The 15,141-nt window shown below is 71.4% G+C and carries 12 protein-coding genes and 1 tRNA gene; 6 read left to right on the forward strand and 7 right to left on the reverse strand.

What is annotated here, in order from left to right:
• Nucleotides 1–53: 53 nt before the first annotated feature.
• The 6 genes from pknB to AB4039_RS09870 form a co-directional block, all read right to left on the reverse strand.
• Nucleotides 54–2,090, reverse strand: a complete 2,037-nt coding sequence (gene pknB, locus AB4039_RS09845) for a Stk1 family PASTA domain-containing Ser/Thr kinase (RefSeq protein WP_266840285.1) — start codon at nt 2,088–2,090, stop codon at nt 54–56.
• Between the two features lie 157 nt (nt 2,091–2,247).
• Nucleotides 2,248–3,711, reverse strand: a complete 1,464-nt coding sequence (locus AB4039_RS09850; protein ID WP_266840284.1) for a peptidoglycan D,D-transpeptidase FtsI family protein — start codon at nt 3,709–3,711, stop codon at nt 2,248–2,250.
• Nucleotides 3,708–5,132, reverse strand: coding sequence for an FtsW/RodA/SpoVE family cell cycle protein (locus tag AB4039_RS09855; protein ID WP_266840283.1), 1,425 nt, complete (start codon nt 5,130–5,132; stop codon nt 3,708–3,710). Before AB4039_RS09855 ends, AB4039_RS09850 begins: the two co-directional genes overlap by 4 nt.
• Nucleotides 5,133–5,163: 31 nt before the next feature.
• The gene (locus AB4039_RS09860) at nt 5,164–6,630 is read right to left on the reverse strand and encodes a PP2C family serine/threonine-protein phosphatase (protein ID WP_266840281.1); all 1,467 of its coding nucleotides are present in this window, start codon (nt 6,628–6,630) and stop codon (nt 5,164–5,166) included.
• Nucleotides 6,631–6,777: 147 nt separating this feature from the next.
• Nucleotides 6,778–7,275, reverse strand: coding sequence for an FHA domain-containing protein FhaB/FipA (locus AB4039_RS09865; protein WP_266840279.1), 498 nt, complete (start codon nt 7,273–7,275; stop codon nt 6,778–6,780).
• Between the two features lie 10 nt (nt 7,276–7,285).
• Nucleotides 7,286–8,095, reverse strand: coding sequence for a DUF3662 and FHA domain-containing protein (locus AB4039_RS09870; RefSeq protein ID WP_266840278.1), 810 nt, complete (start codon nt 8,093–8,095; stop codon nt 7,286–7,288).
• A gap of 294 nt (nt 8,096–8,389) precedes the next feature.
• Between AB4039_RS09870 and AB4039_RS09875 the strand changes: the two genes are divergently transcribed.
• From AB4039_RS09875 to AB4039_RS09900, 6 genes are all read left to right on the forward strand, one after another.
• A tRNA-Leu gene (locus AB4039_RS09875) sits at nt 8,390–8,472 on the forward strand.
• A gap of 185 nt (nt 8,473–8,657) precedes the next feature.
• The gene (locus AB4039_RS09880; RefSeq protein WP_442270515.1) at nt 8,658–10,349 is read left to right on the forward strand and encodes a sensor histidine kinase; all 1,692 of its coding nucleotides are present in this window, start codon (nt 8,658–8,660) and stop codon (nt 10,347–10,349) included.
• A gap of 23 nt (nt 10,350–10,372) precedes the next feature.
• Nucleotides 10,373–11,020 carry a response regulator transcription factor gene (locus AB4039_RS09885; RefSeq protein WP_266841751.1) on the forward strand — a complete coding sequence of 216 codons (648 nt, stop codon included), beginning with the start codon at nt 10,373–10,375 and terminating at the stop codon, nt 11,018–11,020.
• Nucleotides 11,021–11,087: 67 nt separating this feature from the next.
• Nucleotides 11,088–12,578, forward strand: coding sequence for a DUF2252 domain-containing protein (locus AB4039_RS09890; RefSeq protein WP_442270516.1), 1,491 nt, complete (start codon nt 11,088–11,090; stop codon nt 12,576–12,578).
• 99 nt (nt 12,579–12,677) lie between these two features.
• Nucleotides 12,678–13,508: a J domain-containing protein gene (locus AB4039_RS09895; RefSeq protein WP_266840273.1), complete on the forward strand. Its 831-nt coding sequence runs from the start codon at nt 12,678–12,680 to the stop codon at nt 13,506–13,508.
• Between the two features lie 59 nt (nt 13,509–13,567).
• Nucleotides 13,568–13,912 (forward strand): rhodanese-like domain-containing protein, encoded by a 345-nt coding sequence (locus AB4039_RS09900; RefSeq protein WP_266840271.1) that lies wholly within the window; start codon nt 13,568–13,570, stop codon nt 13,910–13,912.
• 6 nt (nt 13,913–13,918) lie between these two features.
• Here the strand turns inward: AB4039_RS09900 and AB4039_RS09905 are convergent, their stop codons facing one another.
• Nucleotides 13,919–15,061 carry an acyl-CoA dehydrogenase family protein gene (locus tag AB4039_RS09905; RefSeq protein ID WP_266840270.1) on the reverse strand — a complete coding sequence of 381 codons (1,143 nt, stop codon included), beginning with the start codon at nt 15,059–15,061 and terminating at the stop codon, nt 13,919–13,921.
• Between the last annotated feature and the right edge of the window lie 80 nt (nt 15,062–15,141).

Consider the following 15,141-nt stretch of genomic DNA (forward strand, 5'->3'; position numbering starts at 1 on the left):
ACGGGAACAGGCCCGGCCCCCCTCGGGGGCCGGGCCCGTTCGCATTCGCTCCGCTAGCGGCGGCCGCCGGTGAGGCCGCCGAAGAAGCCTCCGCCGTCGTTGGTGCCGTCCTGGGGCTTCGGGGCGGTACGGACGTTGATCACGGTGCCGCCCGGCACCTGGGTGCCGACGGGCGGGTTGGAGTCGATGATCACCGCGTTGTCGTCGGTCGCGCCCGCCAGCACCGCGCCGAAGACCAGGTTGCTCGCCTGGAGCGTCAGCTTGGCCTGGGCCACCGTCTGACCCGCCAGCGCGGGCACCACCGTCGGCGTCGCGGAGGCGGCCTTGGAGATGCTGACGTTGACCGGGGTGTCCTTCGCCAGCTCCGTGCCCGGCGCGTACTGCTGCTGGACGACCGTCTTCGGCGGGGCTCCCGGGGAGTCGACCTCCGTGGTGCTGCCCAGCTTGAGCTTCACGGCCTGGAGGGCCTTGGCGGCCTCCTCCTTCGTCTTGCCGGAGAGGTCGGGCACGAGGCCCTTCGCGACCTCCTTGGCGACGGTGAGGGTGATCACCGAGCCCTGCTCGGCCTGGCTGCCGCTCTTCGGGTTCTGGTCCGTCACGGTGCCGGGGGTGGCGGCGTCGGACTCGACGAGCTTCTTCTCGACCTGGAACTTCTTGCCCTTGAGGGCCGAATCGGCGTCCTCGAACTTCAGTCGCAGGACATCGGGGACCGCCACCTTGGGCGCGCCCGAGGAGACCTTGACCTTGACCGCGGAGCCCTTCTCGACCTTGGTGTCGGCGGCCGGGCTCTGCGAGCAGACGGTGCCCTTGGGCTGGTCCTCGCAGGGTTCCTCGGCCTCCTTCTCCACCGTGAGGCCCATGTTCTTGCCGCTCTGCTGCGCCGCTTCGAAGGTCTGGCCGACGAGCTTGGGCACGGCGGGGCGGTTGTCCGCGCTGGTGTCGAAGAGGGTCCGGCCGATCAGGATCGCGCCGACCAGCACGAGGACGCCGGCGAGGACCAGCAGGATCGTCGAGGCCCGGCTCTTCTTCTGCTGGCGCCGGCCGTGCCCCTGGTCGTAGCCGCCGTGGCCCTGGTCCCCGTACGCGTAGCCGCCGTCGCCCCCGGGGGGCATCGGCGGGAGCATCGAGGTCTGGCCCGCGTCGGGGGAGCGCAGCGCAGTGGTGGCCTGGTCCTGGCCCTGGTGTCCGTAGCCGCCCTGGTCGGGGTAGCCGTAGCCGGCCGCTCCCATGGAGGCGGTGGCGGCCACGGGCTGGCCTTCGAGGCAGGCCTCGATGTCGGCCCGCATCTCGTCGGCGGACTGGTAGCGGTAGTCGGGGTCCTTGACCAGGGCCTTGAGGACGATGGCGTCCATCACGGGCGTGATCTCGGGGTCGAAGTTCGACGGCGGCTGGGGCTCTTCGCGCACGTGCTGGTACGCGACGGCCACCGGCGAGTCGCCGACGAACGGCGGTCGGACGCAGAGCAGCTCGTAGAGCAGGCAGCCGGCGGAGTACAGGTCGGACCGCGCGTCGACCTGCTCGCCCTTGGCCTGCTCCGGGGAGAGGTACTGGGCGGTGCCGATCACGGCGGCCGTCTGCGTCATCGTCATGCCGGAGTCGCCCATGGCGCGGGCGATGCCGAAGTCCATGACCTTGACCTGGCCGGTGCGGGTCAGCATCACGTTGGCGGGCTTGATGTCCCGGTGGACGATGCCGGCGCGGTGCGAGTACTCCAGCGCCTGCAGGATGCCGATGCACATTTCGAGGGTGCGCTCGGGCAGCAGCTTGCGGCCCGAGTGCAGCAGCTCGCGCAGGGTCGAGCCGTCGACGTACTCCATCACGATGTACGGGATGGAGATGTTGTCGACGTAGTCCTCGCCGGTGTCGTACACGGCGACGATCGCCGGGTGGTTCAGCGACGCCGCCGACTGGGCCTCGCGGCGGAACCGGGCCTGGAAGGACGGGTCGCGGGCGAGGTCGGCGCGCAGGGTCTTGACGGCGACGGTACGGCCGAGCCGGGTGTCGTGACCGAGGTAGACCTCGGCCATGCCACCACGGCCGAGCACGTGGCTCAGCTCGTACCGGCCGCCGAGGCGACGCGGCTCTTCCATAACGTTTGCAGCCCTCTCCGTCAGTCCCGACCGCACCCGTGTGTGGTCCGGCGGTGTGCTGTTCGCGGCAAGGCTACCGGCCGATCGTCGGTGATCGGTTCGTGACCACAGGCTGATATCGGACCGGTACCGAGCGCTCGGATCCTGTCTCCGCTTCTCATCCCTTGTTCTTCAGCACGGCTTCCATGACCGCCTTGGCGACCGGGGCGGCCAGGCCGCCACCGGTGATGTCCTCGCGGTCGGCGGCGCTGTCCTCGATGACGACGGCCACGGCGACCGGGGAGGTTCCGTCGGGGTTCTCGGCGTAGGAGATGAACCAGGCGTAGGGGCGCTTGGCGTTCTTCTCGCCGTGCTGGGCGGTGCCGGTCTTGCCGCCGACGGTGACGCCCTTGATCTTGGCGGTGGTGCCGGTGCCGTTCTCGACGACGTTGACCATCATCTGCTGGATCTTCTGCGCGTTCGCGGGGGAGACCGGGCGGCTCATCTCCTGCGGCTCGTGCTTCTCGATCGTGTCGAGGTTCGGCGCGGTCAGCTGCTCGACCATGTACGGCTTCATCAGCTTGCCGTCGTTGGCGATGGCCGCGGTGACCATGGCCATCTGGAGCGGGGTGGCGGCGGTGTTGAACTGGCCGATGGAGCTCTGGGCGTTGCCGTCCTTGCCCATGGTCTTGTCGTAGACGCTCGCGAAGGCGCGGACCGGGATGTCGATCTTGTCGTTGTTGAAGCCGAACTTCTGGGCGGTCTCGACCATCTTGTCGCGGCCGACCTTGTCGCCCATGTTCGCGAAGACGGAGTTGCAGGAGACCTGGAGCGCGAAGTTCAGCGTCGCCTTCTCGCAGCCGCTCGCGTGGTTGACCATCGGGGTCTTCGTGCCCGGCAGGATGTACGGCTCGGGGGTGTCCGTGGGGGCGTTGATGTCGCTCACCACGCCGTTCTCCAGCGCGGCCGCGGCCGTGACCACCTTGAAGGTGGAGCCCGGCGGGTAGGTCTCGCGCAGGGCGCGGTTGACGAGGTTCTTGTCCTCGCTGTCCTTCAGCGCGACCCAGGCCTTCTCGTCGGTCTTGGAGTTGCCGGCGAAGGTGGACGGGTCGTACGAGGGGGTGCTGACCAGGGCCAGGATGGCGCCGGTGCGCGGGTCGATCGCGGCGACGGCGCCCTTCTTGGTGCCCAGCTTCTCGTAGGCGGCCTTCTGGGCGGCGGCGTTCAGGGTGGTGACGACGTTGCCGCCCTGCTTCTTCTCGCCGGTGAACATGCCGATGGTGCGGTCGAAGAAGAGCCGGTCGTCGTTGCCGGTGAGGATGCCGTCGTCGAGGGACTCCAGCTGCGTGGAGCCGAAGGCCTGCGAGGCGTAGCCGGTGACGGGCGCCCACAGGGGTCCGTCGAGGTACGTCCGCTTGAACTTGTAGTCGCTGCCGTCGGTGACGGCGGAGCCGGTGATGGGCTGGCCCTGGACGATGATGTTGCCGCGCTCGGTGGCGTACTGGGCGATCTGGACCCGGCGGTTCTCCTTGCGGGTGCTGAGGTCCTCGGCCTGGACGTACTGCAGCCAGTTGGTCCGGATCAGCAGGGCGAGGACGAGCAGCCCGCAGAACAGCGAGATGCGGCGCAGGGGCTTGTTCATGACGGGCGGACCACCTGGGTCATCTCGGAGTCGGGGGACGGGGCGGGGGCCGGGGCAGGTCGGCGTGCGGTGTCGCTGATCCGGATGAGGATGGCGATGAGTACCCAGTTCGCGAGGACGGAGGAACCGCCGGAGGCGAGGAAGGGCATGGTCATGCCGGTGAGGGGGATGAGGCCCATGACTCCGCCGGCGACGACGAAGATCTGCAGGGCGAAGGCGCCGGAGAGCCCGACGGCGAAGAGCTTGCCGAAGGGGTCGCGGGCGGCGAGGGCGGTGCGGACGCCCCGCTCGATGATCAGCCCGTAGAGCAGGAGGAACGCCATGACGCCGGTGAGGCCGAGTTCCTCGCCGACGGTGGAGAAGATGAAGTCGGAGTTGGCGGCGAACCCGATGAGGTCGGAGTTGCCCTGTCCCCAGCCGGTGCCGAGGACCCCGCCGGAACCGAAGCTCATGATCGACTGGCCGACCTGCTCGCAGGCACCRGAGGTGCTGTAGCAGGCGAAGGGGTCCAGCCAGGCGGTGACGCGGACCTTGACGTGGCTGGCGAAGGTGCCGACGACCACGGCGCCGCCGACCGACATCAGCAGGCCGATGACGATCCAGCTGGTCCGCTCGGTGGCCACGTACAGCATGATCACGAACATGCCGAAGAAGAGCAGCGAGGTGCCGAGGTCGTTCTCGAAGACGAGGACGAGCAGGCTCACCGCCCAGATCATCAGGATCGGGCCGAGGTCACGGCCGCGCGGCAGGTAGAGGCCCATGAAGCGGCGGCTGGCCAGGGCCAGGGCGTCGCGCTTCACCATCAGGTAGCCGGCGAAGAAGATGGCGATGACGATCTTCGCGAACTCACCGGGCTGGATCGAGAAGCCACCGACGCTGATCCAGATCTTGGCGCCGAAGACGTCCGCTCCCAGACCCGGGACGACGGGCAGGATCAGCAGGATCAGCGCGCCCGCCATGGAGATGTACGTGAACCGCTGGAGCACGCGGTGGTCCTTGAGGACCAGCAGCACCACCGCGAACAGGGCGAGGGCCAGCCCCGTGTACATCATCTGCCGCGGCGCCGACTCCGAGAAGGTGCCGAAGCTGCGCTTGGCGAGGGTCCGCAGGCGCTCGGACTGGTCGAGCCGCCAGATCAGGACGACGCCCAGGCCGTTGAGCAGGGTGGCGATCGGCAGCAGCAGCGGGTCGGCGTACTTGGCGTAGCGCCGTACGACGAGGTGGCCGATGCCGGCGAGGACGGCGAAGCCGAGCCCGTAGAGGAACATGCCCGGGGGCAGCTCGCCGTGGATCGCCAGGCCCACGTTGGCGTAGGCGAAGATCGGGATGACCACGGCGAAGGCGAGCAGCAGGAGCTCGGTGTTCCGCCGGCTCGGCGCCTCGATGGCGCCGATGGTGGTCGTGTTGGTGACAACGCTCATGGTGTGGCAGGCCCCCTGTGCCCGCGTATGTCTACTGCTTTTCGCACTGGCCGACGAGAGCTTGCTCCGCGGGAGTCAGGCTGGGGCCGGGCGTCTGGTTGTTCTGCGCTTCCGCGGCGCGGCGGGCTTCGTCCTTCTTGCAGGCGGACACCTGGGTGCCGAGATCGTCGATCTTCTTGCGGGCCCCGTCGATGCTGCCTTCGCTGATGGTGGCCTCGACCTGCTTGCGCTTGAAGGACGGCAGGTACTTCAGTTCGATCTCGGGGTGATCCGTCTCCACCTGAGAGAGGTGGATCCAGGCCAGGTTCTGGCTGATGCCACGGTAGAGCGCGACGTGGTCACCCTTGACGCCGACGTAGTACTGGGTCTGCGTCCAGCGGTGCGCGGCGTAGAGGCCGCCGCCCACGACACCGGCCACCAGCAGCAGGATCAGCGTGCGTGTGGTCCACTTGCGCCCTTTGCTGCGCCGCCTGCGGGGGTGGTCGTACGTGTCCTCGTACGGGGCCTCGGCGTCGTAGCCCTCGGGTTCGCCGAAGCTGCCGTATCCGCCGCCGCCCTGGCCCTGGCCCTGGTCGGGGTAGCCGTAGCCGGGGGCCTCGCCGCTGCCGGGCGGGCCGAAGGAGCCCGCCTGCGGCGGGGCCTGGCGGCCGAGGCCCGAGGCCCGGCCGGCCGGGGTCTGCATGGCGTTGCCGTCGAAGAGCTGGTGCTGGTTCTCGGCGACCGCGCCGATGACGACAGGGGTGTCGCTCAGCTGGGCGGCGAGGGTGTCGCCGCTGTCGGTGTCGAGGACGTCCGCGACGATGCAGGTGATGTTGTCCGGGCCACCGCCGCGCAGGGCGAGCTGGATCAGCGTCTGCACGGTCTCGTGCGGGCCGTGGTAGTCGGCGAGGGTCTCTTCCAGGGTCTGGTGGGAGACCACGCCGGAGAGGCCGTCGGAGCAGATCAGGTAGCGGTCGCCGGCCCGGACCTCGCGGATGGAGAGGTCGGGTTCCACGACGTCACCGCTGCCGAGCGCCCGCATCAGCAGGGAGCGCTGCGGGTGCGTGGTGGCTTCCTCTTCGGTGATCCGGCCCTCGTCGACGAGGCGCTGTACCCAGGTGTGGTCCTGCGTGATCTGGGTGAGGACGCCGTCGCGCAGGAGGTAGGCGCGGGAGTCACCGACGTGGACGAGGCCGAGCCGGCGGCCCGTCCACAGGAGGGCGGTGAGCGTGGTGCCCATGCCTTCGAGCTGGGGGTCCTCCTCGACCATGACGCGCAGCTGGTCGTTGGCCCGCTGCACGGCGCTGCCGAGGGCGGTGAGGATGTCGGAGCCCGGGACGTCGTCGTCGAGCTGCACGAGGGAGGAGATGACCTCGGAGCTGGCGACCTCGCCGGCTGCCTGGCCGCCCATGCCGTCGGCGACGGCGAGGAGCCGGGGGCCGGCGTAGCCGGAGTCCTCGTTGCCCTCGCGGATCATCCCCTTGTGCGATCCGGCGGCGAACCGCAGGGACAGACTCATGCGCACCTGCCCTGTCGACGATGCCTCGGGGTACAACCGGTCTCGACGAGCCACACTGCCCACCCTCCGGTCGGGAGCGCGCGCGGGTCCGGGTCCCCGGTGGGACGGACCGCCGCGGCTCGCTCGCTCCGCTCGCTCATTCTCGTACTACTTCCGCAGCTCGATGACGGTCTTGCCGATGCGGATCGGGGCGCCCGGCGGAATGGGCGTCGGGGTGGTCAGCCTGGTCCGGTCGAGATAGGTGCCGTTCGTGGACCCGAGGTCCTCGACGATCCACTGGCCGTCACGGTCCGGGTAGATCCTGGCATGCCGGCTGGAGGCGTAGTCGTCGTCCAGCACGATCGTCGAGTCGTGGGCGCGGCCCAGCGTGATCGTCTGGCCGGCGAGCGCCACCGTGGTTCCCGTGAGGGTGCCCTCGGAGACGACCAGCTTGGTCGGCGCACCGCGGCGCTGGCGCTGCTGCGGTGGCGCGGACTGCCGCCCCGGCTGCGGCGGAGCGGCGCTCGCGCCGCTGCGGCGGGAGCCGCGTTGCGTGACTCTCGTACCGAAGAGATCACTGCGGATGACCTGAACGGCCACGATGACGAACAGCCACAGAACGGCCAGGAAACCCAACCGCATGACCGTCAGGGTCAGCTCTGACATTGCCCCCGCTTCACCCTTCGGCTTGCCGGTAAATGATGGTGGTGCTGCCCACGACGATCCGCGAGCCGTCGCGGAGCGTAGCGCGGGTGGTGTGCTGCCCGTCCACCACGATGCCGTTGGTGGACCCGAGATCCTGGATCGTCGGGGGTGTTCCGGTCCGGATCTCACAGTGCCGGCGCGAGACGCCGGGGTCGTCGATCCGCACATCGGCCTCGGTGCTGCGGCCGAGTACGAGCGTGGGGCGCGAGATCTGGTGGCGGGTGCCGTTGATCTCGATCCAACGCCGGGTGGTGCCCGGTGCGCCGGAGGGTACGGGACCCCCGCCGGCACGAGCGCCCGGTCCGCCCGGAGGCGGTCCGGACGGCATGGGCGGGGCGGCGACCGGCGGGTAGCCGTAACCGCCCTGCTGCTGGCCCTGGGGGGCCTGCGGCGCGTCCTGGGAGGTGCTGGAGGCGAGGGTGCGACTGCGGACACGGTACAGACCGGTGTCGAGGTCGTCCGCCTTCTCCAGGTGGACCTTGATGGGGCCCATGAAGCTGTACCGCTGCTGCTTGGCGTAGTCGCGGACGAGGCCCGCGAGCTCGTCGCCGAGCTGGCCGGAGTACGGGCTCAGGCGCTCGTAGTCGCCCGTGCTGAGCTCCACGATGAAGTCGTTGGGCACGACGGTCCGCTCGCGGTTCCAGATGGTGGCGTTGTTGTCGCACTCCCGCTGGAGGGCTCCGGCGATCTCCACCGGCTGGACCTCGGACTTGAACACCTTGGCGAAGGTGCCGTTCACCAGACCTTCGAGTCGCTGCTCGAACCGCTTCAGAACTCCCATGGGGCACCTCCTCCGTCGCTGTCGCCCTGTACTGCTTACTGATCGTATCCACGCGTGGCGGATTCGGCTGGTTCCCCTCCGGTCCCGTGTACAGGAGTGTTGGTACTCACAAGGGATCGTAGGGGCGCTCCAGGGACAGTGTCCCGCACCCGGAGGGGACTCCGGGAGGGGCCGGGCCCGGAGGGTGCGACGGGGGTCCGGGAAAGGGATGTGAATCCACCCCGGATGACGTGCTAATCTTTCGTTCGTCGCCAGGGGAACGGCCCGAAAGGGAAGTCCACTGGGGAGCTGCTCGGGCGAGTGGCGGAACGGCAGACGCGCTGGCTTCAGGTGCCAGTGTCCTTCGGGACGTGGGGGTTCAAATCCCCCCTCGCCCACATCGGGAGAACCCCCGCTTCGGAGAAATCCGGAGCGGGGGTTCTTCGTTGTGCCCGCGGCCGGTGCCGTCGGCACCCGAGGACGTGACGGGCATCGCCGCGCACCGCGGCGGCCGACTTTCGTCGGGAGCGGGGCGACGAAAGTGGACGGACGGGTGCGCGGATCGGTGTCTAGGGTCGGTCGGGTGGATGCCAAGGCGGGAGTGCGGGCGGGACGGGACTGGCTGAAGGGGGCCGAGCCCTGGTCGGGTCGCGCCTTCGCGGGGGACCTGACGATCGCCGCCGTACTGTCCCTGCTCGGTCTGGGCGTCGACGAACTCAGCAACAGCTCCGGTCCGAAGATGGTCCTCGGCGTGCTGGCCGTCGTGGCGCTGGTGCTGCTGCGGCGCAGGCTGCCGGCGGCCACCCTGGTGCTGGGGGCGGCGGCGAGCGCCTTCCTGCCCGGTGTGTTCCTCGTGACGATCGTGCTGGGCTGGTCGGCGGGCCGGCGGATCGTCGGCGTGGGGCGGGCCCTGACGGCCTTCGTGCTGGCCTTCCTCGCCGAGGTCGGCCTCGGCCTGTACGACCAGTGGTCCCAGACGCGGCCGCTGCTGATCGTCGTCTTCTCCACCCTGCTGTTCCTGGCGGCGACCGTCATGCCCGGTCTGGCCAGCCGGTACTGGTACCAGCGCCGGACGCTGCTCAGCGCGCTCCAGGAACGCAACGACCAACTGCTGCGCGAGCGGACGATGGTGGCCGGGCAGGCCCGGCTGCGGGAGCGCCAGCGGATCGCCCAGGACATGCACGACAGCCTGGGCCACCAGCTGGCGCTGATCTCGGTGCACACCGGGGCGCTGGAGGTGGACCCCGCGCTGACCGACCGCCAGCGCGAGGCCGTCGGGGTGCTGCGGCAGGCCTCCGTCGCGGCGATGCACGAGCTGCGCGAGGTCGTCGGGATCCTGCGGGACGGGGTGGAAGCGCCGCCCGTGGTGGAGGAGGCCCAGCCGGCGGCGCGGGGGGTGGCCGGGATCGCGGGCATCGTGGAGGCGGCGCGGGCCGCGGGAACCGACGTACGGCTCGCCACCGCGGGCCGGCCCCGGCCGCTGGTCGCGGCCTGCGACCACGCGGCCTACCGGATCGTGCAGGAGGCGCTGACCAACGCCTACAAGCACGCGCCCGGGTCGGTGATCACCGTGGAGCTGCGCTACGAGGACGACTCGCTGGTCGTGGAGATCGCCAACGGTCCGGCGGCCGCCCCGGGACCCGGCGAGGTGGTTTCCGGCGGGCAGGGGCTGACGGGGCTGCGGGAACGGGCCAGGCTGGTCGGCGGCATGGTGCACGCGGGCGCGACCGAGGGCGGTGGCTTCCGGGTGGCCGGTGTGCTGCCGTACGGGACGGAGCCGGCCGGGGCGGCCGAGGAGGACGTGGCCGACGACTTCGGGCAGCGCTCCCAGGCACGGGCCTCGGTACGGCGCACCGCGCCGCCGATGGACTGGGCGGCGGTGGACCGCGAACTGGCCGTGCCGGTGCGCAGCCGGACCGGGGGCGTCGCGATGGGCTGTGGGATAGCCGTCGCGGCGGTGGTGCTGCTGATCATCGTGCTGGGGGCCGGGATGACCCTGCTGCTGGGCACCGTGAACAAGGCGATGATCAGCAGGGAGGAGTACGACTCCGTCAGTGTGGGCGACTCGGAGAAGGCCGTCCGCGACCGGCTGCCGGACGGGGACAGCGTGCTGACCTCGGGCCTGGACCGCAAGGGGCCGCCCCCGCCGCAGGGCACGGTCTGTCTGGCCCTGCTGTCGACGGAGGACTCGTCGGAGTTCACCAACGACTCCGTTTTCCGGTTCTGCTTCCGGGACGGCAAGCTCGTGGAGAAGCAGGCGTACGAGGTCAAGTAGGGGAGCGCGGGGTGACAGCCAAGGTGATCCGAGTGGTGATCGCTGACGACGAGCCGCTGATCCGGGCCGGGATCAGGATGATCCTGACCTCGGCGCCGGACATCGAGGTCGTCGCGGAGGGGGCCAACGGCCGGGAGGCGGTGGAGCTGGCCCGCTCGCACGCCCCGGACGTGATGCTCCTGGACATCCAGATGCCCGTGATGGACGGACTGACCGCGCTGGGCGAACTGGGGCGGGCGGCTCCGGGCGTGCGGGCGCTGATCCTGACCACCTTCGGGGAGAAGGAGAACGTGCTGCGGGCCCTCGGCGAGGGCGGTGCGGGCTTCCTGCTGAAGGACTCGGCGCCGGGCGAGCTGATCGGAGCGGTCCGGGCGGCCGCGGCCGGGGACGCCTACCTCTCCCCCGGCGCGACCCGGCACGTCGTGGACCAGCTGGCGACCGGGCGGCCCGCCGGGCGCGGCGAGGCGGCCCGGCGGCGGCTGGCCGGGCTGAGCGAGCGCGAGCGCGGTGTGCTGGCGCTGCTGGGCGAGGGGCTGTCCAACGCGGACGCGGGCCGCCGGCTGCACATGAGCGAGGCGACGGTGAAGACGTACGTGAGCCGGATCCTGGCCAAGCTGGAGTGCGAGAACCGGGTTCAGGCGGCCCTGCTGGCCAGGGACGCCGGGCTCTAGGTACCGTTCGGGCCGACTTGATCGGCGACCGAGGCCGACGGGCGCGAACAGTGCGGGGGCAGCGCGGATGGTGACGGTACCGAAGCAGCAGACGGCGGACGTGGCGAACGCGGCGTACGCGGATGGTGCGGCCGCACCGGCCGGAGCGGCCGGTGCGGCGGCGGGGCGGGGTGGCGGGCGGATCCCCAGGGTCGAGGGCTTCGCGTCGAGGGCCCTGCCCGGCTCGCAGAAGGAGGCCGGGAAGGCGCTGCGGGCGCGGGTGCCGCGTGCGGCCCACGCGCACTTCGAGGCTCCCGCCGGGCGCCCCGACGCCGTGCGCGCGGTGGAGGAGTCCAACGTCGGCCGCGTCGCCGAGCTGACCCCGATACGCGTGGGCCGGATGGCCGCCAACCCCTTCGCGTTCCTGCGCGGAGCGGCCGGCCTGATGGCCCACGACCTGTCCGGCGGGCCGGTCACCGGGGTGGGCGCGCAGCTCTGCGGCGACGCGCACGCGGCCAACTTCGGTCTCTACGGGGACGCGCGCGGGCGCCTCGTCATGGACCTCAACGACTTCGACGAGACGGTGTTCGGCCCCTGGGAGTGGGACGTCAAGCGGCTGGCGGCCTCCCTGGTGCTCGCCGGGCGCGTGGCCGGAGCGGACGAGGACACCTGCCGGGCGGCCGCCCGGGACGCGGTGGGCGCCTACCGGCGGACCATGCGGCTGCTGGCCAAGCTGCCGGCCCTGGACGCCTGGAACGCCATCGCCGACGAGGAACTCGTCTCGCACACCGATGCCCGCGATCTGCTGGGCACGCTGGAACGGGTCTCGGAGAAGGCCCGCAACAACACCTCCGCCCGGTTCGCCGCCAAGTCGACCGAGGCCGGGGGGGACGGCGACCGCCGCTTCGTGGACGCGCTGCCCGTGCTGCGCCGGGTCGGCGACGGTGAGGCCGCGGCCGTGGCCGCCTCCCTGGGCCCGTACCTGAAGACCCTCTCGGGGGACCGGCTGCCGCTGCTGGCCCGGTACGCGGTCCAGGACGTGGCGTTCCGGGTCGTGGGCACCGGGAGCGTGGGCACCCGGTCGTACGTGGTGCTGCTGCAGGACCACCGGGGTGAGCCGCTGGTGCTCCAGGTGAAGGAGGCCCGGCCGTCGGTGCTGCTGCCGTACCTGCCGGGGCTGGGCTTCCACGCGCCGCGGGAGGAGCACGAGGGCCGCCGCGTGGTGGCCGGGCAGAAGATGATGCAGGTGGTCTCCGACATCCTGCTGGGCTGGACCACGGTGGAGGGCCGGCCCTTCCAGGTCCGCCAGTTCCGCAACCGCAAGGGCAGCGTGGACCCGGCGGCGCTGGCCGTCGACCAGATCGACGACTACGGCCGGATGACCGGCGCCCTGCTGGCGCGGGCGCACGCCCACAGCGCGGATCCGCGGGTGCTGGCCGGGTACTGCGGCAAGAACGAGGAGCTGGACGAGGCCGTCGCCACGTTCGCGGTGGCCTACGCCGATCGCAGCGAGGCCGACCACGCGGACCTGGTGGCTGCGGTCAGGGCGGGCCGGATAGCGGCGGAGTTCGGCGTCTGAGGGGCTGAGGGGCTGAGGGTCGGCTCGGGTGCGCCGTGTTTCACGTGAGCTGTGTTTCACGTGAAACATGGCGCCCCGCGCTGGCCGTAGGCTGGCCGGGTGAGCGAGCAGACCGAGCAGACAGTTCCCGAAGAGCCCGGCGCCTCCGGTGACGAGCGGCCCGAGGCGCGGCTCGACCGGGCCGTGCGGGCCGCCGAGCAGGCGCTGATCGAGTTCGAGATCGCCGTGGAGACCTTCCGGGTGGAGGTCGAGAACTTCTCCCGGCTCCACCACCAGAAGCTCGGCCCGATGTACTCGCGGCTGGACGAGCTGGACGCGCTGATCGCTGAGGCGAAGGCGGTCCGCAGCGGTGACCCCGAGGACCTGCGGCTGGCGCAGGAGGCGCGGGCGCTGGTGATGCCGATGCCCGGGGTGGAGGAGCTCTTCCACGACTGGCTGGACTCGGACGGCATCTCCGACGACGCGTCCGCGATGCTGACCGACCGGTCCGTGAAGCCGCCGGAGCGGGTACGGCCCTCGGAGGAGGTGCGCCGGCTGTACCGGGAGCTGGTCCGCCGGGCGCACCCGGACCTGGCCCAGGACGAGGAGGAGCGGGCCCGCCGGGACGCCTTCATCGTGCGGGTCAACGCCGCGTACGGGCGGGGCGAGGAGGGTCTGCTGCGGGAGCTGGCCGAGGAGTGGGCGGCGGGACCCGCGCCGCAGGCCGCGCGGCCGAGCGAGAGCGAGGAGCTCTACGCCCGGCTGGAGTGGCTGGCGCGTCGCAAGGAAATGCTGTCGATGGTGGCCGGGGAGCTGGAGGACAGCGCGATCGGGGCGATGCTGCGGATGGCGCCCGACGACCCCGACCGGCTGCTGGAGGAGATCGCGGAGCAGCTGCTCGCGCAGGTCTCCGAACGCGAGGCGGAGCTGGCGGCCTTCGGGGCCCTGTAGCGGTGGACGGGGTCCTATAGGTTGGCGGGCGAGACCCGCGAAGAGAGAAGGCGACAGTTATGAACCTCGGACCGCTTCCCTCGGTGGACGCCGCCTCGGTGCCGGCCGAAGGCTTTGTCCTGGACGTCCGTGAGGACGACGAATGGGCGGCCGGGCACGTCGAGGGTGCGCTGCACATCCCGATGAGCGACTTCGTCGCCCGCTTCGGCGAGCTGACCGAGGCCATCGAGGACGGCCGCCGGGTCCACGTGATGTGCCGGGTCGGCGGGCGCTCCGCGCAGGTGACCCAGTACCTGGTGCGCCAGGAGATCGACGCCGTGAACGTCGACGGCGGGATGCAGGCGTGGGAGGGCGCGGGGCGCCCGATGGTGACGGACAGCGGGAACCCGGCCTTCGTGCTGTAGGTCCCGTCACGCGAGGGGATGGGCGGCCAGCAGGTCGCCCAGTGCCTCCTCGTGCGCGGCGGCCGGGCCCAGCTGGAGCTCCAGCTGCTTGGCCCAGGCGTGGTAGCGGTGCAGTACGTAGTCGGTGTCGGCGCCGAAGCCGCCGTGGAGGTGTTGCGCGGTCTGTACGACCCGGCGCACGCCCTCCGAGGCCCAGATCTTGGCGACGGCGACATCGCCGGAGGCGGGCAACGGGCCGCCCGCGCCGTCGGTCGCCGCGTCCAGCCGCCAGGCGGCCTGCCAGAGGGTGACCTCCATGGCGCGCAGGTCGATGTAGCGGTCGGCGGCCTGGACCGCGACGGCCTGGAAGGTGGCGACCGGGAAGCCGAACTGTTCGCGCTTGCTCGTGTACCGGCCGGTCATGGCGAGCACGTTCTCGCCGAGTCCCAGGGCGAGGGCGCAGGTGCCGGTGGCCAGGATCCGGTGGAGCCGGTCCCAGGCTCCGGGGGCGTCGATCAGATGGGCGGCGGGGACCCGGACCGCGTCCAGGGTGAGTTCGGCGAGGCGTTCCCCACTGGTGGAGTACTGGTCGGCGAGCGTGAGCCCGTCGGTGACGCGCGGGACGAGCGCGAGGAGGGCCTCGCCGTCCCCGCCGTGGGCGGGTACCGCGATCCAGTCGGCGCTGTGGGCCCACGGGACGGAGGTCTGGACCCCGTCCAGGATCCATGTGCCGTCCTCGCGGCGGGCGGTGACGGCCAGTTCGGCGGGATCGTGGCCGGTACGGCCGTGAGCGGCGACGGTCAGTACGAGCGAGCCGCGCCCGGCGTCGGCCAGCAGGGCGGCGGCCAGTTCGGGACCGCCGTGGGCCTGGACGGCCATGGCCGTGGCGCAGTGCTCCAGCAGCGGAACCCGGGCCAGCACCCGGCCCGCCTCGCGCAGGACGAGGCACAGGGCGATGACGTCCAGGCCGGCCCCGCCGTGTTCCTCGGCGAGGACGAGCCCCAGCAGGTCGGAGCCGGCCAGTTTGGCCCACAGGGGCCGGTCGAACTCCTCCGCGACGGCGCCCGGGGTGAGCGCGGGGCTGGGCACGCGGTCGGGGGCGACGTCCGCGAAGACGGCCTCCGCCGCCTCGACCGCGGCCTGCTGTTCCTCGGTGAAGGTGAAGTCCACTGCCTGTCCTCCCGCGCGCACCGGATCCCGGTCGTGTCCGTTCAGATCTGACGGTGCGTCAAGATAGAACACGGCGTAGG

Origin of the sequence: Streptomyces sp. M-16, assembly GCF_052114405.1 — a bacterium.
GTDB lineage: Bacteria > Actinomycetota > Actinomycetes > Streptomycetales > Streptomycetaceae > Streptomyces.